Here is a 24,884-nt window from a genome sequence, read left to right as displayed (position 1 = left end):
GGCAATTACTTGTTTGTACAGGTAAGTAGCAACAGGCTGGAAGGAGAATTAAAGACAATTGATGACCTGCAGATCAAATTGCTCAATAATAACCGTGACCTGCTCATTGCGGTACATGATAAAAAGGCCAGCAGATCAGGGATGTACAGATATTGGCAGATAAAAGAAAAATGCGCTATGACGAAGCGTACGAGGCATTTCGATTAACTAAAAAGAGAAAAGCTAAGCTCATTACTGTTTCACACCAGGGCGTCCTTCATTTTTATCCGCTTGAAAAGCAACAGCAAAACGCCAGCTTCTGGCGCAAACTCTCCTACTCATTTCCACTAGGGTATGTTATTCAACCTATCAGGCGGCTCCTGAAAGGCAATCGTCATTACTATCGTTACCCGAGTTTCCAGGGTGGTGCCACTGTCTATGAAAAGAAGTTTAAAGGCTTTATGGTTTTCAGTAAGCCAATTTACAAGCCGGGCGATACGGTAAAGCTCAAAGCCTGGATTACCACTCAGTCGGGTAAGCCTATAAACCGGCCTTTATTGTTGCGCTTAACGGATCGTCGGTTTGACATAGATAGCATCATCGCCACCATTCAACCTTACCGGCCCGGTGGTTATGAATACAGCTTTGTTTTGAATGATAGCCTCGATCTTACCCTCGACCAGCAACACCAACTAACACTGGAAGAATTGAGCAGCCGTAAATACAACCTGGATGAATACGAGGGCGATTTGAGTGAGGATGAATATGCAGCCAAACGCACCGTATTGATGCGCGGCAGCTTTTTTTATGAGGAATACGAACTGGCCTCGGTTACCTTCCATGCCCGCACTGATAAGAAAACACATACGCGCGGCCATATGGTGGCTGTATACTGCAAGGCTACGGATGAAAATGATATGGCTATTATGGATGGCCGGGTTGAACTGTTGGTGAGGTCATTTCCGAATGGTGCCATCACCTTCTCTCATCCGGAAACCTTTTTACCCGATACGCTGTGGCGGCACGCACAAGCCATGGAAAGCATGGGAGAAACAAAGATCGCGCTACCCGACAGTATCTTCCCGGCGGCCTCCTTTGACTATGAAATTACCTGCACCTTCCTCAACAGTAATAACGAGCAGCGGGTAGTTACCCTACAACAGCATTTTGATAATGTTAGCCGGCAGTTACAGTTTGATCAGCAAAATGATAGCCTGCACATTACTTTGTCCGAAGCCGGTAAAACCAATGGTGCCCAAGCCAGGTTGTATTCCTTCTCCGGAAAGGATGATACCATCACCAATCAACTGGTGCAGCTTCCCTTGTCCATACACATTGACCCTTTTGTTGCCCGGTATGAAGTAGCGGCAGACAGCTTGCTGGAAATATTCAGGCCCGAACAGGAAAGCAATATGATTAGCTGTCGCTCACTCCGTACCCGCGATTCGGTGATCATACAGGTCATTAACCCAAAGCAGCTTTCCTTTTGGTATGCCATTTTTGCCGGTAATAAATTGATCCGGCGGGGCTATGGTGATAGTTTATTGTTTGTGGAATGCTCCCGTACTGATCGGCATTATTTTGTTTCGCTGCAATACATCTACGGCAATGAATCCCGGCAGGAGAACTATACCATTCCTTTCCAGGAAAAGGCTTTAACGATACAGGTGAACCAGCCTGCGCAGGTATACCCTGGTCAACAGGTAACCGTGGATATTGACGTAACGGATGCAGCCGGCCGGCCGGTACAGGATGCTGATATAACGGCTTATGCTTACACGAAGAAATTCAATAATGCCCGCGCACCCAATATACCTTACCTGGGAAAAACGTATAAACAAAGAAAACGGTACAATCAATTCTACCCCGGTGTACGTGACCTTGATACGGGTAGTGTGCAACTGAACTGGAAGCTGTGGAGCCGGGAAATGGGACTGGATAGTATTGAGTATTATCGTTTCCTGTACCCCAATACTATTTACCCCAATACAGAAGCTGCCCGGCACAACACTACCCAAATAGCGCCCTTTGTGGTACTGGATGGCGAATTGCAACCCGTGCATCTTTTGTACATTGATGAGGAGCCGCGCTTCTTTAGTCAGGCACAACAGCTACCGCAATATAGTTTTGAAGTAAGGCCCGGTAAACATGCCCTGCGGATAAGAACGCATGACCGCCTTATTTACCTGGATAGTATCTGGGCTGTCCCCGGCAAGAAAACATTTTTGCCATCAATGCCGATACCTCAATTGGGCCATCCGCCAGCGAAACATGCCCGATACACTTACCAGCGACGAGAAGGACCTATGGAGTAAGTACATGATACTGATGGAAAATAATTTTGGTGCAAAACCGGTTACCATCGAACAGCATAATCGTTACATAGTATTGAACCTGCCGACAGGCCAACAACAGGACCCGCCTTATTTCAGTGGTAAACCTTTCAACTGGAAAAAGCCTGACCGGATTACTTTAACTGCCGCACTTGCTGGTAGGCCGGCATATACTGATAATTATTTATTGGTGGGCCCGCTATCGCCTGTTATGGCTTATTTGCATAGGATGCACGGATACACCCAGTCCTTTGTATCAGAGGGCAATTATCTCTTTAATATATCCCAGGGCCTGATCAAGCAAAAGCAATTGCCATACGGGAAGTATGCATTCAGGTCGCACCTCTCACAGGAGAGCCGGCGCCCTTATTTTAAAGACTATGTGCTTACGGCCAGGGATATCGACAGCCTATGGCAGGATTACCTCGATCACCGCAATGCTTCGGAAGACCTGTTCCGGAATCAACCGCTTAATAAAAATGGCAATGGCCAGTTGTGCATAGGATCGCCTGTCGATGGCCAGGGACAGCCTCACTTTACTACCTCCGTGATCCTGTTTCGTTATGACGATCCTGATTTCGCCCGCATCTACCGGGGCAATGCGCGCGACCTGGGCTATGTACAACCAGGCATGTACCGGCTGATGTTTTTGCTTAGAGACGATCAGTATTTTATTAAAGACAGTATTCGGATCAAACAGGCTGGTATTAATTATTATGATGCCGGAACCATCCTGCCACGTGCCAAAGACAGTACCAGTACGCGGATATCGGCCATCATCAATAACCGGGAATCGAGCTGGCGGAGTGTGTACCAAACGGAAGACCTGGATTTGATCAAGCATACCTTCAATGATTCGTACCTGGACCTTTCCGTGTATTCTCGGTTGATCTTTGGAAAGGTTACTGATCATAAGACGGGGGAACCGCTGGCGGGTGTAAGTATTATGGTAAAAGGCGCCCGGGTTGGCACATCCACCCGGCCCGATGGGTATTTTGAATTGCGTGTGCCGGAAAGAGCTACCCTTGAAATTGCCTATATAGGCTACAATACCGTATCACGGAAAATAACTGATGGAAGCAGTTATGATATAAAATTAATAGCTGCTGAACAATCATTAAGTGAAGTAGTGGTAGTAGGATACGGCACCCAACGGAAAATGAGCCTGACTGGTTCGGTCGTTTCGGCATCAATGGATCAAGCACTGCAAGGTAAAGCAGCTGGTATTTTGATCCGGGGCGCCTCATCGGATGGAAGCGATAACCTGCCCCTGGTGCTAGTGGATGGCTTGCCCTATAATGGCGATTGGAATGCCATTGATAAGAATCTCATAGCCGATATCAGTGTATTGAAATCCTCGGAAGCGGAAGCCCTTTTCGGCCAACAGGCTGCCAATGGGGTGATCGTTATAACAACGACCAGGCAGGCTGCGGCAAATGCAGCCGTCAATGGAGAAACAGCAGTGCCCCTGCCCGGCAATACCTTACGCCGCAACTTCAGGGATGATGCTTACTGGCAGCCCTCCCTGCGTACAGATGGACAGGGTAAAACTTCTTTTACCGCCACCTACCCGGATGATATTACCAACTGGCGCAGTTTTGTAATTGCCATGGGAAGTAAAAAGAGAACCGGCTTTGCAGAGCAATCAGTCCGCGCTTTCAAAGCATTGAGTGGGGCCATTGTCCTGCCACAGTTTGCGGTAGCCGGCGATTCGGTACAGGTGATTGGTAAAACCATGAATTATGGGGTGGACAGCATTACAGTACGCCGCAGCTTTAGCGTGAACGGCGTCCTGGTGCAAGAGGCTACGATTGGATTGCGCAATGCTTATATAGATAGCTTTAAGGTAGTGATTGCCCAGGGGGATTCCTCCGCTTCAAATACACCATACAGAAAGGAGACGGTTATTTTGATGGCGAGGAAAGAAGCATTCCTATTTTCAAACAAGGGGTACAGGAAACCAAAGGTTTCTTTGCCACACTGGAGGCTGATACCAGCTTTACCATTCAACCGGAAGCCGGACTGGGCAACCTGACCCTCTATGCGGAGACTTCCATATTACCTGTATTGCTGGATGAAATAGAATCCCTGCGCCAGTATGAATAACTGTGCAATGAGCAGGTTGCTTCCAAACTCAAAGCCCTGTTACTGAAGAAGAAAGTTTACGGCTATCTTTAAAAGGAGTTTAAGGAAGAAAAGAATATCCGGGAGCTGATCACCAGGCTTAACCAAAGTAAGTCGCAAGGTATACTGTGAGGCTGGTGGAGTAACAATGAGCCCATGTTGTGGATATCCATGCATGTAGTGGAAGCCCTGCTAATGGCCGAGCAGCAGGGATATATGGTGAACCTGAACAAGCAGGCCATCATTGATTTCCTGGTGTTCCGGTTTGACCAGTACAGTCTACCCGACCAAATCGTATCGGTTCGCTTATTACAAAACCTGGCTTCCAAAGTAGATTATAAGAAATACATCGACACGTTGGATAAAAGGGTACTGGGTGGAAGCCTGTATGAAAAGCTGCAGGTACTTCAGTTGAAACAAGCTGCGGGCTTCCCGGTATTGCTCGACACCTTTATTACCAAACAGAACCACACTCTATTTGGCAATGTATACTGGGGTGATGAAAAATACCAATACCATATCTTCAATAATACCATTCAGAATACACTGGCCATGTACCGGCTACTGCAAAAAGCAGGGAACCAGGAGCTATTATTAAAGAAGATCCGTTATTATTTCCTGGAGAAACGCAAGGATGGCCGTTGGCGTAATACTTATGAATCGGCACTCATCCTGGAAACCATCCTGCCCGATCTGCTGAATATGGAAGAACCTTTGCAGCCTGCTTCCTTTACCGTTAAGGGCAATCAATCCAACCTGGTCAATACCTTTCCGTATAGCGCTACTTTTCCTGCCAGTGAAAAACTCACCATTTCCAAACAAAAGGGGATGCCGGTATATTTCACGGCCTACCAACAAAGCTGGAATCCAGCTCCTAAGAAAGTGGCAGGTGACTTTGAAGTGCAATCCGGATTTGAGCGCAACGGGCAGTCCATAAGTATCCTGAAAGGTGGTGAAGTGGTTACCTTAAAAGTACGGGTCACTGTAAAAGCGGATGCTGATTATGTAATGGTGGAAATTCCTATTCCGGCAGGCTGTTCGTATAAGGACAAAAATCAGTCCTGGGTTAACAATGAAGTACACCGGGAATATTTCAAGAACAAGGTGAGCATCTTTTGCAGCAGCCTTCGCAAAGGGGAATACATCTTTAACGTATCCCTGTTGCCACGTTTTACCGGGCGTTACCACCTCAATCCGGCCAAGGCCGAAATGATGTACTTCCCCGTATTCTTTGGCCGCGAAGAAATGAAGCAGGTGAGCATTCGCTAAAGGGCTAAAATGACCCAAATGATATAGCGCAACTATAGAGCTTTTATAGAGCTGCTATAGAAACCTGGCTCCATAGTTAATCCAGGGATTTTCTCAGGCTAATGGTAGGGCGGTGGCGGTATAAGGCCCTCATGCTTTACACAACAGGGGCTAAACAAAGGGTGGGTCACTTTAGCAAGGCCTGGTAGCCGGGCAAAAGTGGCTCACCCTATATCGTTGTAACAACCTACAATTTTGCTGGCCCGTACAAAGCTATTCCACTCCGCACCTGAGTATGTTTCCCATCTTCCACTACCAGTTTTCCATTGACCACTATGTACTGGAATCCTACCGAATATTGGTGCGGCTGTTCAAAAGTGGCTTTGTCAGTCACTTCATTTTCATCGAAGATCACCATATCGGCTGCCATACCTTCCTTTAGCAGGCCACGGTCTTTAAGTTGAAACTTCTGTGCGGCCAGGGAGGTCATGCGGCGAATGGCTTCTTCCAGCGACATTACTTTGGCTTCCCGTACATAGCGGCCCAATATGCGGGCATTGGTGCCATAACCCCGGGGATGGGGTATGCCTTTGCCCGGTATGGGCACACCTGCATCGGCGCCTGCCATGCAAAAGGGATATTGCATGATGTATTTTACATCTTCTTCATTCATGCTATGGTACACCATCTGGGCGCCGCCTTTCTCTACCATGTCCATGATCGTTTCGGCTTCATAGCTGGCCTTTGCTTTGCGGCCCATGAGTTTATTGATCTCCGTTATGCTTTTGCCATTGTAGTTGCTATCGGGTGCATAACTGGCTACTACCGCATAACTGTAGTTTTTGAACTTATAGCGGTGCAACTGTTCCAGCATTTCTTTTTTGATCTGCGCCCTTATCGTGGGATTGTGCAAACGTGTTTTGATGGAATCCTGCCCTCCCGCCAGCGCCCATTCGGGCAATCTAACGCCCAGGTTGGTACTGCTGGCGGTATAAGGGTACTGATCGATGGTAACATCCCAACCTTCTTTACGCGCCTGTTGCACCAGCCCCAGGGTGATATGGCTTTTACCCCAGTTGCCGCGGCCACCGATCTTGAAATGGGAGATCTGTACAGGCACATTGGCTTCCTTGCCCACCTGGATGGCTTCATTAATGGCTTCCACCGCATTGTTTTCTTCATTGCGGATATGCGAGGCATATATGCCATTGTATCGCCCTGCTGCTTTGGCCAGGCTTACTACTTCGGCCGTATTGGCAAAAGCGCCGGGTATATAGATAAGACCTGTAGATAAGCCCACCGCTCCATCTTTCATGGCCCATTCTACCAGGCTATCCATTTTGCGTTGTTCGGCGGCGGAAGGAAGACGGTTATCACGTTTCATCACCTGCTCGCGAACAGTATTATGACCCACCAGGGTGGCTACATTGATAGAAGGATGTAGACTGTCAATGCGCAGAAGGAAACGCTTCAGGTTGGGCGCCGAGCCGCCGCAATTGCCGGTCACAACCGTAGTTACTCCGTCATAAATATAGTTATCAGCCGTAGGCTGCTCAAAAATGCCCCCTTCAATATGTCCATGCACATCAATAAAGCCGGGCGCTACAATGAGCTTTTTAGCATCAATTACTTTGGTAGCAGTATAGTTGGTCAGTTTACCAATGGCAATGATCTTCCCGTTCTTCACCGCCACATCGCCATAGAACCAGGAATTGCCGGTGCCGTCGATCAGTTTGCCATTGCGGATAAGGATATCTGCCGATTGTTGTGCCGTTACAACAGCAGGGAGGCATACAATCAGGAATAAGAAATTTTTAATCATCATGGATGGGTTGTTGTGGTGGGCGGAATGCTGTACTATTTAATAATTCCTTTTTCTTTTAAGATCCGTACTACTTTTTCTTTGGGCAAGGCGGGTACCGTGTTGTTATTGATACCCGTAGTGGTTTCGGCGGCAAATAAGGCATTGATAATGGCTTCTTCCGTGGCTTGTATCACCGCTTCCAATAGCGGGTCTATCTGGTCGTTTGACAGCATGGTTACATTCACTTTTTCGGTACGGCTGAATGCCTGCGGGTTGGCAGTGGAGAAGCCGATAAAAATATCGCCGGATGAATTACCCCCTATTCCACCCGTTTTACCAATGCCAATGGGTACTCGCTGTAGTAAGCGGTTTACCTGGTGCGGTAATAAAGGTGCATTGGTAGCTACTACAACAATGATGGAACCCAGGTCTTCTTTCCTTTCGGCAGGGGATATACCGGCTATTTGTATATTGAGCGTATCCAGCAGGTCCCTGCCGATATTATACCCGCTAATCGTTAATTGACGGCGGCCGCCAAAATTGGCCTGTACCAATACACCTACCGTAAAACCGCCTTGTTGTTGGGGTAATACCCGCGATGCGGTGCCCGTACCTCCTTTAAAGCCCAGGGCCACCATGCCTGTGCCGCCACCAACGGCGCCTTCCTGTACCCGGCCCGTAACAGCATTGTCCAATGATTGCCAGGTATGTTCTTTGGTAACATGAAACCCATTAATATCATTCAGCATGCCATCATAGGTTTCGGCTACTACTGGCAGGGAAAACCATACATCGCGCCATGCGGCGCTATAATACTTATGACGCTGTTGCCAGCCTATTACCCCATCACGCACCACACCCACACTATGTGTATTGGTAATAAGGATGGGCGTTTCCAGAAAGCCGGATTCTTTTATCCAGTGATAACCGGTCATTTCACCATTGCCGTTGAGGGAGAACTGGGAAGCAAATACAGGCCTGAAGGTTTTACCCCAGGGCAATATGGCCGTAACGCCAGTGCGGACGGGTCCTTTGCCCACTTCCAATTTGCCTTCACCGCTTTTAAGGGTCACCATGCCCACCGTTACACTGTCTACATCTGTAATGGCATTGTAAGGGCCAGGTTTACCGGCAAAAGGAATTCCATAATCCCGCGCCCGTTTTGGAGTTTGTGGTGTGGCTGCGGCGGTCAGTAGCAACAGCATAAAGAGGGAAATCCAAGACTTATGCATAATGGACTGATTTTGAATGCGAAACCTGTGCAAGCCTTTCGTAAGCCTTATGTGAACCATGTGTCAGACATGTGTCTTTCATTGGAGAACTACCCCCTTTGACACATGGATGGTACAAGGATGACACAGGGTTGGTAAAAGGTTCACCCCGCCTTTTCATCACTGCCTCCGATGCCCTATTGCCCCGGGTGATAGGTCTTCTCTGCATGTTTCAACACATCGGCTTTATAGAACAGTACGTCTTTAAACTGTCCTTTGGTATACCTATCAGCCTGATCGGCAAAATGAGGTGAGTTGGGATCACTGCTATTACCGCCTGCCAATAGTGACTTTGCCTTCACTGTTTTGCCAAACTCAACGGCACAGATAAAGCTATTGCCATTGTACCCATATCGTTTTTGGTGCCGGGCATGGTGCGGCTTACATAAGAGGGCAGACAACCCCAGGTAGAGGCCGCAAAGCCCGATGGAATACTGGGCTTGTTATCGTCATAGCTTTCCTGCAATTGCCCGGTTAAACGCTGGTAACGGTTGATGGTACCCCAGGGAATGGCCCAGGCGCTGAAGCGGCCTTGCAGGTCGCGTATCGTGGCAGCCAGGGGTTTCAACAGATCGGCAGGTGCAGCTGTTTTGGCAAATACCGCTACCCGTGCCACAAAGTCGGGGGCATTGGCCAGGTTAATAGCACCTTGTAATTTTTGCGCCCACTCAATGGCCAGGGTAGTGGCAATGGAGTTTTCGGCCGAATGCAGGTCCCACTTGGTGAGCATGGCCACGGGCTCGGCCAGTAAGGTATGCAATGAATCGGATGGCGACAGGCTGTTATAGGCTTTTACTACAGCAGGCACCAACTCTTCAAAAGCAGCCAGGTAGGTATCATAACCGGCAGCGATGAGCTTATCGATGGTATAACTCTTTTCTTTACTCAATACTTTCACGGCATTGATGCCCCGGAAGTTTTCCGGTTCCGTAGCCATATAGAAAGGGTAATCTGTTTTACGCGGACTGCTGCTGCCCGAAGAGGTGAAAGGGGTGGAATTACAGTTCTGTATCCATCCACTGGCAGGGTTGAATAAATGAATCGTTTCATCCAGTTTGTGCATGCCTTTCCATTCCGTGGCTTTTATAGTGCCATCCACCGGCTTAGACCAGTCGAAACTGGTATCGCGGCGGGGAATGAAATTGCCATGCCAGTAAGCAATATTGCCTTTGTCATCCGCATATACCGTATTGTTGGAAGCGTTGGCCAGCAATTCCATATTCTTTTAAAAGCGGCAAAATTGGTACTCTTGGTGCGTCGCCAGGCCTGTATCAGCCCATTCATATCGCGGTTTACCGCCCGCACGCTGATCCATTTCCCATCCCGTTTGGCCATTACCGGTCCATGGTGCGTGGAATAAGTGGTCACCTGTTTGCTGTTCATACCATTGCCGTCCTTATAGGGCAGCGTGTAAGTTTGTTGTTTGATGGGGCGTAGCTTATTGTCGTACTTGTAAAACAAAGCATCTCCCTGCTTCACCACCTGCTCGGCATACATATCGGCCACATCGGCATAACCCGAGGTATGCATCCAACCACAATGCTCATTGAAGCCCTGGTATACAAAAAACTGCCCCCAGGTTACAGCCCCATAGGCATTCAAGCCTTCCTCACTCACCATGTGTACTTCGGGCCGGAAGTAAAAGTAACATGGGGGTTGATGTACAACAACGGTTTGCCCGATGCCGACAGCGCCGGGGCAATGGCAAATCCATTGGAGCCCGTATGTATATCTTCCGCACTGCTAGCCACTTCGGCCACTGCTGTCCTATTATCGCCCGTATAAAATCGCTGTAGCTCGCCGGTAGTAACACCCCGGTATTGATGGCTGCAATACTGCCATCCGTCCACATTAGTGGATACCAGGGTTCAAAACGGTGAAGCAGCGCCGGCTTAGCTTCCGGATGTTTATACAGGTAATAATTCATGCCATCGGCATAAGCATTTAATAGCTTTTTAGCCAGGCGGGACTTTTCTTATAATCGGTGATGGCCCCTGCCGAATCAATGACCAGTTTGGAAAACAGGTCATTGTAAATAGCATTGATGCCGCTTACTTCTGCGGTACGTCCCAGGATATCAATATAATTACTTTCTACCCGTTTAAAATCATCTTCACATTGCGCATACATCAACCCAAATACAGCATCAGCATCCGATTTTCCATAGATATGCGGTATACCCCAATTATCACGAATAATGGTTACCTGTTTTGCCTGTTGCTCCCACCGGCTGATAGTAGCCTTTGAAACATCCTGTGCAGTTACTTGTACACTTATCAACAGGAATAATAATAGTTTGTGCATGCTTGCCTTTTCTGTTATTTAACCGTATTGGCCTTGAATACCCGGATGAAGTTTTCGCCCAGTATTTTACGGATGGCTTTCTCGTTATAACCCCGTTTCACCAGCTCTTCGGTAATGAGCGGAAAACTGGTTACATCATCCAATTGTTGAGGTGATGAATTGATGCCATCAAAGTCTGATCCCAGGCCCACATAATCCACGCCTACCAGCTTAACGATATAATCCAGGTGATCGATCAGCAGGGAGAGTGGAGGCCGCAGGCTTTTTACTTCATCAGCATATTTCTGGAATAAGTAATTATCGGCAAAATAAGGATCGGTTACCGTGGCGCGGATAGAATCCCTTTCGGCTTTGTGCTTTTGCGAAAAAGCGCGGTTCCTGGTCACGAAGCCACTGTCTAAAAAGCCGGAGAAGAAATTGAGGTGTATCACCCCACCATTCTTTGCCACCGCTTTTATCTGGTCGTCTTTCAGGTTGCGAAATACCGGGCAGATACTATACACGCAGCTATGCGATACCAATATGGGTTTGGTGCTGGTATTGATGGCATCCCAAAATGTTTGTTCCCCAACATGACTTAGGTCTACCATCATACCCAGCTCATTCATGCGCCGCACAATTTGCTTACCAAGGTCATTGAGCCCTTTCTTTCTATCCTTCATATCCTGTGTAGCATCGTCGGCACCAAATTGCTGGCGTGAGCCGGGTGTTTCATCCATGGCCGAAGTAGCCCAGGAAGTAGAGTTGTTCCAGGTGAGCGTCATATAACGCACGCCGCGTTTGAACAGGCTTTCAAGGTAATCGAGCCGGTCCTCGATCATATGCCCGCCTTCTACACCGATCATGGCGGCCAGCTTTTGTTCTTTTACCGCCTTCATGAGTTGGGCGGGGGTAGTAACCAGCGCTATTTTATCGGGATTGCGTTTGATCACTGCATACAGCGTATCTATTTGCCGGTTGGCATGTTTAAACCCCTTGCCCGGTCCATAGGAGCCATCACTCCATACCGAGAAAATTTCTACGTCTACGCCACCCTCCTTAAAACGAGCCAGATCCGAATGGGTTTTCCTTTCAATGCCTGATCAAAAGATACTTTATCATCAATGGCCGTGGTAAGGATGTCATTGTGTGTATCGACCAGTATGGCTTTGAAATGCAATTGCCTGGCAGATTGAGCAAACAGGCCACAATGGCAAAGGAGCAACAGGCTGGGTAGTAATAATTTTTCATGTGATGCGTATAAGCAGCTTTAAATGTAGGCAACACTTTACAATTACGCGCTGCTAATTGTGTTGACCGGGGCAGAAACAATCGCTTGCGGCGCCAGCTTTTTGTTTTTGTAACATACCACCCTTTCAAACGTTCTATATATTATGAAAAAGACCCTTTTCTTCCTGTTTATGGCAATTGCCGGCAGGACTACTGCACAAATAGATACTGTAGCCAATATCACTGATGCCGATAAACTGTACGGTCTCTCCGTTTTTTGGAAAGAAGCAGCCTATAATTTTGCCTATTTTGACAAAGCCAATATCAACTGGGACAGTGCTTATCAGGCATTCATTCCCCAGGTATTGACCACTAAAAATACCTGGGATTATTACCGGGTGATGAGGCGGTTCTGTGCTTTGCTAAAGGATGGCCATACCAACGTATATTCTCCCGATAATCTAATAAAGGGCGGCACCATGTACCTGCCATTGGTATTTTCCTGGCTCGATGGCAAAGTGGTCATTACCAATGTGCCCAAAAAGGACTCCGTAGCTATTCCCCTTGGATCGGAAGTGATCAAGGTGAATGGCGTACCGGTGATCACTTACCTGGAAAAGGAGATCATTCCCGGTATTTCGGCCTCTGCTATCCACCAGCTTTGGAATGATGCTGTCAGTCAGCTGTTTTCTAATGCAGATACCAACAGGTTGTTTCACCTGACCATTAAAACCCCTGCCGGTAAAACCATTGTACATACCACCCATCTTCAAGGCAGCCGGTCCAAATGGGCTTATCCGCTGCCCAATACCCCTGGAAGCGTTTCCGCTTTGAGCAATTACCACAAGGCATTGCTTACCTGCAGTTCGATACGTTTGGCGATGACAGTGTGGTATATGATTTCAAACAACGCCTGCCAGACCTGTATGCAGCCAAAGCAGTGATCATTGACCTGCGTAATAATGGCGGTGGCAATAGCGGTACCGGCGTGGCCATCCTCAAATACTTTACTGACCAGAAATATATTAAGGGGTCCATCTGGCGCACGCGTAACCATATTGCATCATTCAAAGCCTGGGGTAGTTTTATTAAGGATGATGAATTGGAAAAGCAGCTGAGGGAGAATCCCTATAATAAGGCATGGATACAAAAGACATACGATGTATCCAGGGGCAAATATTGGTATACGAGCGATACCTCTTCTTATTACAACGGCGGTTCTGATAAAAACTCACTGTGCCCCTGGTGGTATTGATTGGCAATAACACAGCTTCGGCTGCGGAGGATTTTTTAATTGCATTGGATGACCTGAAGGGGCGGGCTACAGTAATTGGTGAAAGAACCTACGGCAGCACAGGTCAGCCCCTTATGTTTGATTTGCCGGGTGGTGGTTCAGCCAGGGTCTGCACCAAGCGTGATACGTACTCTGATGGACGGGAATTTGTAGGTTATGGCGTAAAACCCGATATAGAAGTAAAGCGAACGGTAGAAGATTATGTTAAAAAGGGATGCACAAATGGAAAAAGCCCTGGAAGTACTGCGGGCGGCTATAAAATAACGGTAGAATTCAATACATTGAGATAACATTGATCAATGTCGGTAGGTAGGGAAATTTTTGCCAGGAAAAAGGTGGGCCACTCTACAGCGCTGGGCCTGCCGGACGGCAGAGTGACTCACCTTAAAGGAGAAGCAAGTTTAACTGAACGGCATTGAAATATTAATAACTCCTTGTATGAAAAGAAGATTTACCCTTAAACGGATACTGCTTTTCATTTTACTGGTAATCCTCATCCTGATTGCCCGGCCCACCGGCTTTATCCTTTATACGTGGTATAAAGACCCCAAACCGGTAAGCAATGCCCGGCAGGGTTATGCCAATGACGCAGGTAAACTGAGTGCAACACGGGTGGATACGGTGGTTAAAGTAGCTACCAGCCGAAAAGAAGCCGAAGCGCAACTTTCGCAATTAGTAAAACAAGCTGCAGCGGCTGGCAAAAAGATATCCATTGCCGGTGCACAACATTCCATGGGAGGCCATACGATTACAACCTATGGCATGGTGATAGACATGAAAAGCTTTAATACCATGGAGCTGGATAGTGTGCACAACCTGCTGACGGTAGGTGCGGGAGCCCTGTGGTCGCAGATCATTCCTTACCTCCATCAGCATGGTCGTTCCGTAGCCGTGATGCAATCCAACAATTCATTTTCGGTAGGCGGTTCCATCAGTGTGAATTGCCATGGCTGGCAACCCAATGCGCCACCCATTGCAGCTACCGTTGAATCTTTCCGGTTGATCAATGCCAGTGGCGCCATCCTTACCTGCAGCCGCCTGGAAAACACGGAACTCTTTTCGCTGGTATTGGGCGGCTATGGATTGTTCGGGATCATCCTGGACGTACAACTGCGGGTAGTTCCCAATAAAATGTACCGGCTACAGCAGTATGTAATAAAGAGCAGCGATTATATTAAAAAGTTTGGAGAGCTGGCCGATGGCAATGCACAGGTGGGCATGGTATATGGCCGCGTCAATATCAATCCTGCGCATTTTATGGAAGAAGCTATCCTGTCGGTATTTAGCGTCGATAGTACGGCTGCCATGGAGCCGCTGAAAGAAACAGGGTACACCGGTATTCGCCGGGCAGTATTCAGGGGCTCGGCCAATAGCGATTATGGTAAGAACCTGCGGTGGCGGGCCGAGAAATGGGGCGCCCGCCTGGTATCGGGCAAAAAGTTTCCCCGTAACCAACTGATCAATGAAAGTGTGGAAGTATTTCAGAATACCACACCAGGGTATACCGATATCCTGCATGAATATTTTATTCCCAGGGATTCGGTGACAAGGTTTATTGAGGTCATCAAAGGCATAATTCCCAAATACAAGGTAGACCTGCTGAATATTACTTTGCGCAATGTGGAAAAAGATGAGGATTGTTTTATGAAATATGCCCGTGAAGAAGTATTTGGTTTTGTGATGTTGTACAACCAGGCCATGACCCCGAGGCCGAAGAAGCGATGCAAGGATTAACACGGCGACTGATTGATGAGGCACTAGCCTTGCAGGGCACCTATTACCTGCCATATCGCCTGCATGCTACAAAAGAACAATTGTACAAGGCCTATCCGATGGCTGGGGATTTCTTTGCGAAGAAAAAGCCTATGATTCACTGGAGCTTTTTCAGAACCGGTTCTATAAGCAATATAAATAAGCAGCCAACGAATATGCCTGGCTGACAAAAGGCGGGCCACCCTGCCGCGCTGCTATGCAACGCTGCTGGAGGCCTCACCTTTACTGGACTGGGTGATACCTTTTGTTTTTGCAGTAAGGGAAAGGTGTCATTCTTTTTGGAAGGTTGTCATTAATATTGAAGGCGAAAGGGAGCCTTGTTAAAGACCCCCTTTCGCATGTATAGATGGAATGAATATTAGCCCAGCGACTTCAACCATTTTATCAATTCATCTTTTGTTTTCCCTGTTTTTTGTTGCAGGCGTCCTAATAATTCATCGTCCTTTCCTTCTTCATATTTCAGGTCGTCATCAGTGAGGTCGGCATAGGCTTGCTTTTACCTTACCTTTCAATACATTCCACATTCCCTTAAGTTCAAGCTTGTCCATGATTGTATGTTTTTATACCAACAGGTATAAAAGCCTATGCCAACACAAGGACAGTTGATTAGCTCCGTTGCTGGGGAATTATTTCTACTAAGCGGTACGAATTGTTTATTCTCCGGGGTGGTAGGTCCTTTCGGCATGTTTTTGCACCTCTTCTTTATAGAACCAGGCCTCTTTAAATTTGCCTGCTGCATACAAAGGCGCCTGGTCAAGGTAGTGTGGAGAAGCAGGGTTTGCGCTTTGACCAAAATACATAATGGAGCGGGCTTTGATGCGGGGCCCAAATTCTACAATGGCCGTATAAGTATTGCCCCGGGTGCCATAAAACTTTTGTTGCCCACGGTTTTGTCCATTGCCAAAAGCAAAGAGGGAACCCAATGGACTGGGCACTGCGGCTACGGGCCAGCTGGGTTGGTTGTCGTCAAACCTTTCAGGCGATCCTTCCACCCGCTGCAACCGGTTAATCTCGCCCCAGTTAATGAGGGTGTACCAAAGCGCGTAGTTAATGTTTCTGCTGCTTTACTTAATAGGTCAACGGCTACTGCTCCACTCATGGGCAACTGGTTGCCCATAAGATCCGTGGCATTATCATCGGCAGCTGATTGCCGGGGCTGGTTCCTGTTCCAGGCATCGTATTGCATATACCATAGCACAGCCAGGCTGGTGGCCTGGCTATTGAGCGCATAGCGGTAATTCCAGCGGCGTAATGTGTCGGCTACTACACCCAGCTTTACTTTTAAGGCTGTTGTAGTGGCGGCCATACTATCATAAGCATGTAGTATTTGCGGAAGCCAGCTGGCCATCATGGGCAGGTGATTGCTCACCACCAGTTTTTCAAAACCGGGGAATGATATTTTGCCGGGTGCCGATAGTAAACGCACAGCTTCTACCGCCCTGAAAATATGTTTATCATAGGCCATGTAGGCAGGATAATCGGCCTGGCGGGGGCTGCTGGTTCCGGCAGCCATATAGGGCGTGGAATTGCAATTCTGTATCCATCCCGAAGAAGGATTGATCACCTGCGCAATCTCTTTCAGCCCGTGCAGTCCCTGCCATTCTGTAGCGGGATTGCTGCCATCCACCGGGTAACGCCAGTCGAACCGGTTATTGCGTTTGGGTACTGCATTACCATGCCAGTAAGCCGTATTGCCTTTGTTATCGGCATACATGGTATTGGGATAACCCAGCGCTCTTCTATTCATGGCTGTGGTAAACTGTTGCAGGTTGGTTGAGCGGCACATTTGCCAGCACTGCTCAATATAACTGGATTGCGCGGCGGTAACATTCTTAATGCTTACCAGGAAAGAATCTCTTTTGGCTACGATGGGCCCATGATGGGTTTTGCGCAGGCGTACTATTTTGCTTTGCATACCCGTTGCTGTTTTGTAATACACCGTATCGTACCAGGTGGTAGCTGTCCGGTATCCACTGCCATAGCGATAGAAAGCGCTATCGCCGGGCTTATCAAACATTTCCAGGTATACATCCGTAAAGTCAACGCCCGAATTGGTATGCGCCCAGCCACTGTAGGCATTGAACCCACTCCAGATATAGAAATTGCCAAAGATGGCAAAGCCCGATACATTCAATCCCTGTTCGCTGACCAGGTGACATTCATACCGCTGTCCATTGCCAAAGAAATTTACATGCGGATTGATCAGTAACATGCTATGGCCGCTGGCCGATTTGGAAGGAGCAATAGCCATGGTATTGGAACCATTCTCCCTTTCTTCCGTGCCGGTATCTGCTCCTTCGCCGGGCTTGCGGGGCAACAGGGTATTGTTATAGCTTCTTACTTCGGCAGCCGTAATGCCATGCCCGGCCGGGTTATCCGTGCCCGGTATTAAGAAGAACCAGGGTTCATAGTGCTGTAATAAACGGCGTACCGTATCAGGATGTTTGTACAGGTAATAATTGATACCTGCCGCGGCACTGTTGCAAAGGCTTTTATTAGGGGAGGCCCGCACATAATCGGCTTTTGCTTTTTCACACATTCAAATAACACCGTACTTACATCGCCCTGCAGGCGGCTTTCTCCATACACTTCGGCCGAACGCCCCAACGCGTTAATGAAGGTTTCTTCCAGTTGACGGAAATTGTCTTCGCACTGGGTATACATGACTCAAATGCACAGTCGGCATCCTTCTTTCCATAAATATGCGGTACACCCCAATTATCGCGGATGATGGTAACGCGCTGCGCCTGCTGCTGCCAGGTTCGGATTTGGCCAGCACTGAACTGTGCCCGTAATCGTATTGGAAGCAGAAACAGCAAGAGTATGTATTTCATGTAATGCAACGAATTAATCCTCTTTAGCCCCTTTATCACCTACAAACCATTGTTCTTTGTTTCTGAACAATACATTGAACGTAGTGAGGGAACCATAAATACGTGTAATATATTGTTGCAGGTTTACCTTGTCTTCATCGCTCAATTGCTTGTGTGCATTGATCTGCTGCTCCAGTACTCGCAGACGATCACGCAGCATTACGATCTTATGAAAGAATGCCTCAATAGGAACGTCTTTGGGTTTTTGTGTTTTATCGGCCGGCTGTAACAACATCGTGCCCCCTTCCAGCGATCACCCAGCGGAACGATCTCCGAAAAGCCACCCCAGAGGCGCAATATCTTGAGCAATGACTTTTCTACTTCGGAATGCGTTTCTATTTCCTCCGTTACATTTTCGGGTATGATCTCATCCAGGTTCGTATCATTTTTATCTACCTCTTTAATGCCATGATTGATGAAGGAGATGAGGTAGGTAGCAAAGCGGATGCCTACAATTACACCAGGGCCATAATGCGTATGCTGTAACCTGGTACCAATACCCAAATTAAGTTGATCCATATTCTTTGTTTTAAACGTAGTGTTGGCTGTGTTGTTTTTTTACAGTAACCTACGCCGCCTTGATGCGAAGGTATTTTTTTACTTTTTATAAAACTCATACGGTGTAAACTCCACAAAGTCGGCCACGGTTACCGTTACCGATTTCACCTTGCCTTTGTCAACCGTAAAAGGCCATTCTTTGATGCCATACAGCGCTTCGTTGAAAGTGGCCAGGAAGCGGTTGGTGCCCAGTGGCTCCAGGGTGGCATAACGGCCGGGATGGTGTTCAAAACGAGCTACCAGTTTACCATTTTCAGACTTGATACTCATTTTGCCATATACGGTATGGGTATAATCGCCAGCGTAGGCAGTAAGCGCCAGGCCTGGTAACGGATTGGTGGCAATGGTATCTTGTTTCTTTTTGAGCCAGTCGGCCGTTTCCTTTTCCTGTGCCTTGCTAAAGCCCAGGTATACCTTGCTGTAATTACGGTAGGGCAATCCCAGGTAGGCATCCATAATTTCATAGCGCAGCGCTTCATAGAAATTATTGGCATCGGTATTGGTGAATACAAGAATGCCCAGCTTTTCTTCGGGCAGCATGGCCACACTGGTCACAAATCCATTGACACCACCTGTATGTCCTACAAATTTACGTCCACTGTATTCTTCCAGGAACCAGCCTAGTCCATACAAAGCAAAATGTGCTTTGGTATACAGGTGGCCCCCATTGCCTAAAATAGAATGGGGCAGGCGGGTTTGGCCAATGGCGCTGGTAGCTACAACTTGCCTGTCCTGGTATTTACCATTGTTCAGCAGCATCAACAGCCAATGGCTCATATCGCTTACCGATGAACTGATACTGCCTGCGGGCGCCATATTATCAATATTGCCATAGGGTATCTTTTTCAGGATGCTTTTATCTACCGTATGTGCGGCAGCATTATTGGTGGCCTTGCCTATGTCTTTCGACAGGGCCAGGGTGTTTTTCATATCCAGTGGCGTGAAGATGCGCTCTTCCAGGAATTGAGCCCAGGTTTTACCCGTGGCTTTGGGAATGATCTCACCAACTGTCATGAAAGCAGCATTGGTATAGCCCCATTTGCTGCGGAAACTGTATTCAGGCTTCACTTTGCCAAACTTCTCCCGTACCTCTTGTAAGGTCAGGTCGGAATCGAAGTACATAAAATCGCCCTGGAAGGTTTCAAAGCCCAGGCGGTGGCAAAGCAGGTCGCGGATACTGGCTTCCTTAGCCACCCAGGGATCGTATAATTTGAAATCGGGCAGCCATTTCTGTACATGGTCGTCCAGCGACAATTTCTTATCAGCATCTAGCATGGCCATGGCCGTACCGGTAAAGGCTTTGGAATTGGAACCGATCATGAACAAGGTATTCGTATCTACTTTATTATTGGTGCCTACTTCCTGTACGCCATAACCTTTCATTACAACCACCTTGCCATCTTTAACTACACAAACCGCTACCCCGGGTATTTGCCATTCTTTCAGGGCTCTTTCGACATAAGTATCAAGGCTGTCGGTGATAAAAGCGGGCACCGTACTGGCTTGTGAATAGCTGTAGCAGGTACAGGCCAGCAATACTGCCAACAAACTTAAGCGGGGGATAATGGTTTTGCGCATAGCAAGAATTTTATGATTGTGTTTGAAGCTTTAGTTTTTCTCTGCCCTTTTGAATGATCCGCATAATGGGGAATACCAGCAAAAATACATACCTGGAAATGAAAGGCGGATCAATAAATGCAACCGGTATGCTGAGTAAAAAAATGGCCGGCACAAGCAATGCCCGCGTTTTGGCAACCCTCACTAGTACGGGATGTGGTAAATGTTCGGCTAGTTTATTGGCCGGGTTGCTGATATAATTCCATAGCCTGTACAACATGAAACCGATGAAGCAAATGTTGAGCACATAAATGATCAACGGCGTTTTCAGGTAAAGGCCTTGTTGTGTAGAATATTCACCAAAGATACCTGTACTAAAAGGCATCAGTACGATAGACAATAAAAAAGCAGGTTCATCCACAACAACTTTCTGTTGTAGTCGATAACAAATCCAAACAGGCGGTGATGCACCATCCAGTAATTACCAATCAGGAAAAAGCTGATCAAAAAACCTATAATTTTAGGGAAAAGGTGCTCCAGGCTTTTCAATAATGCTCCTTCTGTTAAATGCTCCTGTTCCAGCTCGGGTACTTTTATTTCGATAACCAAAAGCGTAATAGCAATGGCAAATACCGCATCGCTAAAAGGATCATCCGTTCGAGCTGAAACTCTTTTTAATTCATTGTGCAGGGGGTCCATAAGCAGCAAGCAAGGTTTAAATGGTTTTAATCGTTGATGGCCTGGTATACCAGCACCTTGTACAAATTACTCAAATTACCCCATTTGGTAGGGTACACATTTCTATAGAGCAGGGCTACCAGTTTTTCTTTGGGGTCGACCCAATAGCTGGTGGCAAACATACCGCCCCATTCAAAGGTACCTTCCTGGGTAGGCAATACGGCACTTCCTTTTTCGGTGGTGATGCCAAAGCCCAGACCAAATTTGTTAGGCCCTCGTGAAATATCACCTATTTGGTTCATGGTCATCATGCGTACACTGTTGCGGCTAAGGATGCGCTTACCATTATAAGTGCCGCCATTGAGCAGCATTTGGAGGAAGATGGCATAATCATAAATGCTAGACGACAATCCGCCGCCCCGGAGAAATAAGTGCCTTCCGTAGCAGGATAATCACGGGCAAATTGGCCATTAAGACCAATTCGTTCGGGCATGGGTACTACTATTTTGCTGGCTGTATCATCAGTATACAACATGGCCAGTCGGTTGTATTTTTCTTTGGGCAGGTAAAACCAGGTATCCTTCATGCCCAGCGGATCAAAGATGCGTTTGCGCAAAAAAACATCCAGGCTCATGCCAGAGACCACTTCTACCAGGTAGCCCAATACATCAGTACTAAGGCCATACGTGAACTTTTCTCCCGGCTGGTGGAAGAGGGGCAACCGGCCCAATATCTTCATTTTATCGGCCAATACAATTTTGCCTACGCCTATACCGCCTACTATCCCGGCTTTGGCATAAATGGCATTGGCTTCGGGTGAGCCGATCTGTGCATACCCGAGGCCTGAAGTATGTGTGAGCAGATCACGAATGGTGATCTCTCTTTTGGCGGGCAATGTAGTATAAGTAGAGTCGGCTTTATTGAATTTGTCCAGTACAGTAGGCTTCTTAAATTCCGGTATATAATTGGAAATCGGGTCATCCAGCATAAACTTCCCTTCTTCAAATAACATCATCACAGCTACACTCGTAATGGCTTTTGTTTGGGAAGCTATGCGGAAAATGGCATCTTTCTTCAGTGGCGTATTTACATCCTTATCATAACCTACACTTTTATAATAGGCGATCTTACCATGGCGGATGATCAGGGCTACGGCGCCATTCATGCGTCCTTTGTCTACATACTCCTGCAAAGTTTGATCAATCCGTTGCAGTCTTTCTGCCGAAAAACCCGCGGCTGCCGGCGTGAGGGCCGGTTTAATGATTACCGGAGTGGGATTGGTTTGTGATAAGACGATGCCGGATGTGATGAAACAGGCAAGGAGCCACACCAATTTTTTTCATTTGCTGGGTAAATTGAATAGGACTTCAAGATAGGAATTATTCCTCCTTCTTCAATTCGCCCATGATCAGTTGCAGCTTGTGGAATTTTTCGTAGCTCTTCTTGATGTACGATTGGAATTCATATTCCGTGGCATTTTGCACCAGGTAGAGTGGGGGCCGGTATTGCATCATGAAAGAGTCCAGATCACGCCCTTTTAATTTCGTGAGCCTGATAACCAGCGCCCGACTAAAGCGGTGGTCGATGTATTTATCCTGTTCTTCGCGCAACAGTCTTTCCTGGAAGGCCAGCATATTGCGGTTGCGCCGGAAGCGGAAGATATTGATGAATTCGTTAATGTCTAATCCTACACCAGCCGGGGCAGAACCCGAAGAAACAGGACCGGTGGATATGCCGATGCCGGGTTTCTGAAAATTAAATGCCTTGGCATAGTCAAGGCGGTTCTGGATAGAGTCCAGTTTATAATTGGGCAGCTTGACCATGACCTGTTTTAATTCCGTCACGTTTACATGCAGGGCCACTTCAAAAGCTGGATATTCCGGATACTTTGTACGGCATACTTGGGAGTGGGCTTACCCAGGTAAGAAAACCAGATGGAATCAGTTTCGGGCACCAGAAGGGAATAACGGCCCAGGGAATCGGTAATGGTGCCTGCCCCGGAATTACTCATTACACTCACTGCCTGCATGGGGTTTGACTGTGACATGTCAAATACCCGCCCGCTTACCCGGATCTGACCAATAGCCGTTTTTGTGGCTGCTGTGAGCAGCAACATGCATAATATGATTAGTGCCGGTCGGAACAAACGGGTAAAATTAAGGTTGTGATATTACGGTAAGATTGTGACATACAAGCACTACGCACTCCCAATTTAACGTTGATTTTGCAGATCCCGGATCACTTGTTCAATGATGCGGGGATAATGGGCATGTTCCAACTGGTGTACCTTTTGGGCCAGATCGGCCGGGGTATCGCCCGGATTGATAGCGCAGGTGGCCTGGAATAGGATAGCGCCGTTATCGTATACATTGTCAACAAAATGAATGGTGATGCCACTTTCAGCATCACCGGCGGCAATAACAGCTTCATGAACATGCATACCATACATGCCTTTGCCACCATAGCGTGGTAAAAGGGCAGGATGGATATTGACAATTTTATTGGGATAAGCCGCTGTAAGGGTGGCTGGTACCTTCCACAGGAACCCGGCTAATACAATAAAATCAATGCCAGCCGCCTGCAAAGCATCAAGGTAGCCATTGCCCCTGAAGAACGTTTCTTTTTCGATCAGGAGAACAGGGATATGTTCTTTTTCGGCAATATGAATTACCCCGGCTCCCGGTTTATTGCACACTACCAGGGCGATGGTAACGGCCTGGCTGTTCCGGAAATAATCAATGATCTTTTGTGCATTGGAGCCCGCACCCGAGGCAAAAAGAGCGATCCTGGTGGCTGGCGGGTGATTGCCAGTTACCGGTTGTTGTGAGTTGTCGTCTGCTGATTTCAAAGTAAGCTGTATTCTGTATTCTGTATGCTGTATGCTGTCTCCTGTATTCTTTCCTGTTATCCTTCTCCCCATTTTCTTCAGATAATTCCTGAAGAAGGTAAACTGGCCAAAGGGAATGCTAAGGAGGATCACACAAAAGGCCAGAGGATGGTTACCAGGACGATATAGAGCGGTATGCGTATAATGGCTGATTCGATCTGGAATAACCCCAGTAATTGACGCCCCAGGTAGCCGCAAAGGCTGCCTCCCAATGCAAAAGTGATGAGGATGAGCAGCAAACGCCATCCATTCACCTTCCATTTCTGTTGGAGCTTTTCAAACATGCACGCAAAAGTGCGGTAATTTGGTCACAGATAAAACACTTATAGCCAGATAAATTGGATGTATCGATCAATGGGCACTACTGACAGACAGTCTCCCGTTTTGGGGGTTCGGGGGTGGGAGAGCAGGGTGATTCACAGAACATGGCCTGACATCCCACCAGGGCTTGCCTCCGAATTGCACTGGAAGCGCCTAAAACAGGAGTCTACAGAGGGGGCCAGTGCAATATGTAGTGAATGTGCAGTGAACATGTAGTGGATACCCAGGCAAGCCTGCCTGAATGTTGCCGCACCTTCTCTACGGTCTACACAAACGAAAACGAATAAGAGCCGACCGGATTATTTCTTCACAGCTACAATAAAAGACTGGACATCTGTCGTTTATAGTGATTGCAAAATCTTTCTTAGCCTCTAAAATCACTATATGATCTTTAAACCTCATGTGTTCCTGGTAAGTTTCTCATTTCCTCATTCCCAAAAGCGGGTGACAAAAACATGACATAAATGTCATGACAGAATGAAACATGATACTATAAATGGGCTGAAACCCGCGCCCAGTCTACGTTAAAAAAATTTTAAACATGTTGATATTTTGTTGAAATCCTGACTTATTTTTGCAGCCAATTCAGGAAATTTTTCCACATAATCTCATCATATTCAACTGATATGATTGACCATAGACCAATTGTCAAAAGAACTCTTCTCAGTGCA

Annotated in this window: 29 protein-coding genes and 1 pseudogene; 8 read left to right on the top strand and 22 right to left on the bottom strand. The window is 47.3% G+C overall.

Annotated elements, in window-relative coordinates:
• Positions 1 to 9 precede the first annotated feature (9 nt).
• The 4 genes from RS881_RS56960 to RS881_RS56945 all read left to right on the top strand — a co-directional run bounded on the left by RS881_RS56960 (position 10) and on the right by RS881_RS56945 (position 5,705).
• Positions 10 to 207 carry a hypothetical protein gene (locus tag RS881_RS56960; protein WP_315818893.1) on the top strand — a complete coding sequence of 66 codons (198 nt, stop codon included), beginning with the start codon at positions 10 to 12 and terminating at the stop codon, positions 205 to 207.
• Positions 171 to 2,294 carry a hypothetical protein gene (locus RS881_RS56955; protein WP_315818892.1) on the top strand — a complete coding sequence of 708 codons (2,124 nt, stop codon included), beginning with the start codon at positions 171 to 173 and terminating at the stop codon, positions 2,292 to 2,294. Before RS881_RS56960 ends, RS881_RS56955 begins: the two co-directional genes overlap by 37 nt.
• Entirely contained in the window at positions 2,251 to 4,347 is a 2,097-nt protein-coding gene (locus RS881_RS56950) for a carboxypeptidase-like regulatory domain-containing protein (protein WP_315818891.1), read from the top strand. Before RS881_RS56955 ends, RS881_RS56950 begins: the two co-directional genes overlap by 44 nt.
• Before the next feature lie 245 nt (positions 4,348 to 4,592).
• A complete protein-coding gene (locus RS881_RS56945) occupies positions 4,593 to 5,705 on the top strand; it encodes an alpha-2-macroglobulin family protein (protein WP_315818890.1) in 1,113 nt (370 codons plus the stop codon).
• A gap of 226 nt (positions 5,706 to 5,931) precedes the next feature.
• On the opposite strand, the gene RS881_RS56940 is transcribed toward RS881_RS56945, so the two are convergent.
• From RS881_RS56940 to RS881_RS56905, 8 genes and pseudogenes are all read right to left on the bottom strand, one after another.
• A complete protein-coding gene (locus tag RS881_RS56940) occupies positions 5,932 to 7,509 on the bottom strand; it encodes an N-acyl-D-amino-acid deacylase family protein (protein ID WP_315818889.1) in 1,578 nt (525 codons plus the stop codon).
• A 32-nt stretch (positions 7,510 to 7,541) separates the two neighbouring features.
• Positions 7,542 to 8,720 (bottom strand): DmpA family aminopeptidase, encoded by a 1,179-nt coding sequence (locus tag RS881_RS56935; protein WP_315818888.1) that lies wholly within the window; start codon positions 8,718 to 8,720, stop codon positions 7,542 to 7,544.
• Positions 8,721 to 8,896: 176 nt separating this feature from the next.
• Positions 8,897 to 9,061 (bottom strand): penicillin acylase family protein, encoded by a 165-nt coding sequence (locus RS881_RS62160; protein ID WP_425476334.1) that lies wholly within the window; start codon positions 9,059 to 9,061, stop codon positions 8,897 to 8,899.
• Positions 9,058 to 10,379 (bottom strand): annotated as a pseudogene (locus tag RS881_RS56925) (penicillin acylase family protein). The gene RS881_RS62160 and the pseudogene RS881_RS56925 overlap by 4 nt, the downstream one beginning before the upstream one ends.
• Positions 10,373 to 10,609 carry a penicillin acylase family protein gene (locus RS881_RS56920; protein ID WP_315818886.1) on the bottom strand — a complete coding sequence of 79 codons (237 nt, stop codon included), beginning with the start codon at positions 10,607 to 10,609 and terminating at the stop codon, positions 10,373 to 10,375. The pseudogene RS881_RS56925 and the gene RS881_RS56920 overlap by 7 nt, the downstream one beginning before the upstream one ends.
• A gap of 94 nt (positions 10,610 to 10,703) precedes the next feature.
• On the bottom strand, positions 10,704 to 11,063 hold the full coding sequence (locus tag RS881_RS56915; RefSeq protein WP_315818885.1) for a penicillin acylase family protein: 360 nt from the start codon (positions 11,061 to 11,063) through the stop codon (positions 10,704 to 10,706).
• 14 nt (positions 11,064 to 11,077) lie between these two features.
• Positions 11,078 to 12,079, bottom strand: a complete 1,002-nt coding sequence (locus RS881_RS56910; RefSeq protein ID WP_315824952.1) for a dipeptidase — start codon at positions 12,077 to 12,079, stop codon at positions 11,078 to 11,080.
• 8 nt (positions 12,080 to 12,087) lie between these two features.
• Complete coding sequence (locus RS881_RS56905; protein ID WP_315818884.1) at positions 12,088 to 12,222, bottom strand: hypothetical protein; 135 nt, start codon at positions 12,220 to 12,222, stop codon at positions 12,088 to 12,090.
• Positions 12,223 to 12,436: 214 nt separating this feature from the next.
• Between RS881_RS56905 and RS881_RS56900 the strand changes: the two genes are divergently transcribed.
• The 4 genes from RS881_RS56900 (at position 12,437) to RS881_RS56885 (ending at position 15,300) form a co-directional block, all read left to right on the top strand.
• Positions 12,437 to 13,216 (top strand): S41 family peptidase, encoded by a 780-nt coding sequence (locus RS881_RS56900; protein ID WP_315818883.1) that lies wholly within the window; start codon positions 12,437 to 12,439, stop codon positions 13,214 to 13,216.
• Entirely contained in the window at positions 13,162 to 13,527 is a 366-nt protein-coding gene (locus RS881_RS56895; protein ID WP_315818882.1) for a S41 family peptidase, read from the top strand. Before RS881_RS56900 ends, RS881_RS56895 begins: the two co-directional genes overlap by 55 nt.
• On the top strand, positions 13,509 to 13,856 hold the full coding sequence (locus RS881_RS56890; protein ID WP_315818881.1) for a S41 family peptidase: 348 nt from the start codon (positions 13,509 to 13,511) through the stop codon (positions 13,854 to 13,856). The genes RS881_RS56895 and RS881_RS56890 overlap by 19 nt, the downstream gene beginning before the upstream one ends.
• A gap of 148 nt (positions 13,857 to 14,004) precedes the next feature.
• Entirely contained in the window at positions 14,005 to 15,300 is a 1,296-nt protein-coding gene (locus tag RS881_RS56885; RefSeq protein WP_315818880.1) for an FAD-binding oxidoreductase, read from the top strand.
• 692 nt (positions 15,301 to 15,992) lie between these two features.
• On the opposite strand, the gene RS881_RS56875 is transcribed toward RS881_RS56885, so the two are convergent.
• The 14 genes from RS881_RS56875 to RS881_RS56810 all read right to left on the bottom strand — a co-directional run bounded on the left by RS881_RS56875 (position 15,993) and on the right by RS881_RS56810 (position 24,176).
• On the bottom strand, positions 15,993 to 16,331 hold the full coding sequence (locus RS881_RS56875) for a penicillin acylase family protein (RefSeq protein WP_315818879.1): 339 nt from the start codon (positions 16,329 to 16,331) through the stop codon (positions 15,993 to 15,995).
• Positions 16,280 to 17,851, bottom strand: coding sequence for a penicillin acylase family protein (locus tag RS881_RS56870; RefSeq protein ID WP_425476333.1), 1,572 nt, complete (start codon positions 17,849 to 17,851; stop codon positions 16,280 to 16,282). Before RS881_RS56870 ends, RS881_RS56875 begins: the two co-directional genes overlap by 52 nt.
• Before the next feature lie 43 nt (positions 17,852 to 17,894).
• On the bottom strand, positions 17,895 to 18,173 hold the full coding sequence (locus RS881_RS56865) for a penicillin acylase family protein (RefSeq protein WP_315818877.1): 279 nt from the start codon (positions 18,171 to 18,173) through the stop codon (positions 17,895 to 17,897).
• Between the two features lie 13 nt (positions 18,174 to 18,186).
• A complete protein-coding gene (locus RS881_RS56860; RefSeq protein WP_527250370.1) occupies positions 18,187 to 18,447 on the bottom strand; it encodes a DUF8685 domain-containing protein in 261 nt (86 codons plus the stop codon).
• On the bottom strand, positions 18,372 to 18,731 hold the full coding sequence (locus RS881_RS56855; RefSeq protein WP_315818875.1) for a hypothetical protein: 360 nt from the start codon (positions 18,729 to 18,731) through the stop codon (positions 18,372 to 18,374). The genes RS881_RS56860 and RS881_RS56855 overlap by 76 nt, the downstream gene beginning before the upstream one ends.
• Before the next feature lie 78 nt (positions 18,732 to 18,809).
• Positions 18,810 to 20,348, bottom strand: coding sequence for a serine hydrolase (locus RS881_RS56850; protein WP_315818874.1), 1,539 nt, complete (start codon positions 20,346 to 20,348; stop codon positions 18,810 to 18,812).
• A 10-nt stretch (positions 20,349 to 20,358) separates the two neighbouring features.
• A complete protein-coding gene (locus RS881_RS56845) occupies positions 20,359 to 20,748 on the bottom strand; it encodes a hypothetical protein (protein WP_315818873.1) in 390 nt (129 codons plus the stop codon).
• Positions 20,712 to 21,026, bottom strand: coding sequence for a TMEM175 family protein (locus RS881_RS56840; protein ID WP_315818872.1), 315 nt, complete (start codon positions 21,024 to 21,026; stop codon positions 20,712 to 20,714). Before RS881_RS56840 ends, RS881_RS56845 begins: the two co-directional genes overlap by 37 nt.
• A 26-nt stretch (positions 21,027 to 21,052) precedes the next feature.
• Entirely contained in the window at positions 21,053 to 21,376 is a 324-nt protein-coding gene (locus tag RS881_RS56835) for a serine hydrolase domain-containing protein (RefSeq protein WP_315818871.1), read from the bottom strand.
• Complete coding sequence (locus RS881_RS56830; RefSeq protein WP_315824950.1) at positions 21,313 to 22,335, bottom strand: serine hydrolase domain-containing protein; 1,023 nt, start codon at positions 22,333 to 22,335, stop codon at positions 21,313 to 21,315. Before RS881_RS56830 ends, RS881_RS56835 begins: the two co-directional genes overlap by 64 nt.
• A 49-nt stretch (positions 22,336 to 22,384) precedes the next feature.
• A complete protein-coding gene (locus RS881_RS56825; protein WP_315818870.1) occupies positions 22,385 to 22,867 on the bottom strand; it encodes a hypothetical protein in 483 nt (160 codons plus the stop codon).
• Positions 22,852 to 23,121, bottom strand: coding sequence for a hypothetical protein (locus RS881_RS56820; RefSeq protein WP_315818869.1), 270 nt, complete (start codon positions 23,119 to 23,121; stop codon positions 22,852 to 22,854). The genes RS881_RS56825 and RS881_RS56820 overlap by 16 nt, the downstream gene beginning before the upstream one ends.
• 96 nt (positions 23,122 to 23,217) lie before the next feature.
• A complete protein-coding gene (purN, locus tag RS881_RS56815; RefSeq protein ID WP_315818868.1) occupies positions 23,218 to 23,985 on the bottom strand; it encodes a phosphoribosylglycinamide formyltransferase in 768 nt (255 codons plus the stop codon).
• A complete protein-coding gene (locus RS881_RS56810) occupies positions 23,982 to 24,176 on the bottom strand; it encodes a hypothetical protein (RefSeq protein ID WP_315818867.1) in 195 nt (64 codons plus the stop codon). The genes purN and RS881_RS56810 overlap by 4 nt, the downstream gene beginning before the upstream one ends.
• Positions 24,177 to 24,884 lie beyond the last annotated feature (708 nt).

The organism is Paraflavitalea speifideaquila (assembly GCF_032395985.1).
GTDB classification, from domain to species: domain Bacteria; phylum Bacteroidota; class Bacteroidia; order Chitinophagales; family Chitinophagaceae; genus Paraflavitalea; species Paraflavitalea speifideaquila.
The sequence above is the reverse complement of the archived record's forward strand: the minus strand, read 5'-3'. Positions and strand labels throughout refer to the sequence as shown.

What these genes read in the sequence shown, in the direction of transcription:
- RS881_RS56955 (WP_315818892.1), top strand. Translation starts at nt 171, where the DNA reads ATGCGCTATGACGAAGCGTACGAGGCATTTCGATTAACTAAAAAGAGA.
- RS881_RS56950 (WP_315818891.1), top strand. Translation starts at nt 2,251, where the DNA reads ATGCCCGATACACTTACCAGCGACGAGAAGGACCTATGGAGTAAGTAC.
- RS881_RS56945 (WP_315818890.1), top strand. Translation starts at nt 4,593, where the DNA reads ATGTTGTGGATATCCATGCATGTAGTGGAAGCCCTGCTAATGGCCGAG.
- RS881_RS56940 (WP_315818889.1), bottom strand. Translation starts at nt 7,509, where the DNA reads ATGATGATTAAAAATTTCTTATTCCTGATTGTATGCCTCCCTGCTGTT.
- RS881_RS56935 (WP_315818888.1), bottom strand. Translation starts at nt 8,720, where the DNA reads ATGCATAAGTCTTGGATTTCCCTCTTTATGCTGTTGCTACTGACCGCC.
- RS881_RS56915 (WP_315818885.1), bottom strand. Translation starts at nt 11,063, where the DNA reads ATGCACAAACTATTATTATTCCTGTTGATAAGTGTACAAGTAACTGCA.
- RS881_RS56900 (WP_315818883.1), top strand. Translation starts at nt 12,437, where the DNA reads ATGAAAAAGACCCTTTTCTTCCTGTTTATGGCAATTGCCGGCAGGACT.
- RS881_RS56885 (WP_315818880.1), top strand. Translation starts at nt 14,005, where the DNA reads ATGAAAAGAAGATTTACCCTTAAACGGATACTGCTTTTCATTTTACTG.
- RS881_RS56865 (WP_315818877.1), bottom strand. Translation starts at nt 18,173, where the DNA reads ATGAAATACATACTCTTGCTGTTTCTGCTTCCAATACGATTACGGGCA.
- RS881_RS56860 (WP_527250370.1), bottom strand. Translation starts at nt 18,447, where the DNA reads ATGTTGTTACAGCCGGCCGATAAAACACAAAAACCCAAAGACGTTCCT.
- RS881_RS56855 (WP_315818875.1), bottom strand. Translation starts at nt 18,731, where the DNA reads ATGGATCAACTTAATTTGGGTATTGGTACCAGGTTACAGCATACGCAT.
- RS881_RS56850 (WP_315818874.1), bottom strand. Translation starts at nt 20,348, where the DNA reads ATGCGCAAAACCATTATCCCCCGCTTAAGTTTGTTGGCAGTATTGCTG.
- RS881_RS56840 (WP_315818872.1), bottom strand. Translation starts at nt 21,026, where the DNA reads ATGGACCCCCTGCACAATGAATTAAAAAGAGTTTCAGCTCGAACGGAT.
- RS881_RS56835 (WP_315818871.1), bottom strand. Translation starts at nt 21,376, where the DNA reads ATGCTGCTCAATGGCGGCACTTATAATGGTAAGCGCATCCTTAGCCGC.
- RS881_RS56820 (WP_315818869.1), bottom strand. Translation starts at nt 23,121, where the DNA reads ATGTTGCTGCTCACAGCAGCCACAAAAACGGCTATTGGTCAGATCCGG.
- RS881_RS56810 (WP_315818867.1), bottom strand. Translation starts at nt 24,176, where the DNA reads ATGTTTGAAAAGCTCCAACAGAAATGGAAGGTGAATGGATGGCGTTTG.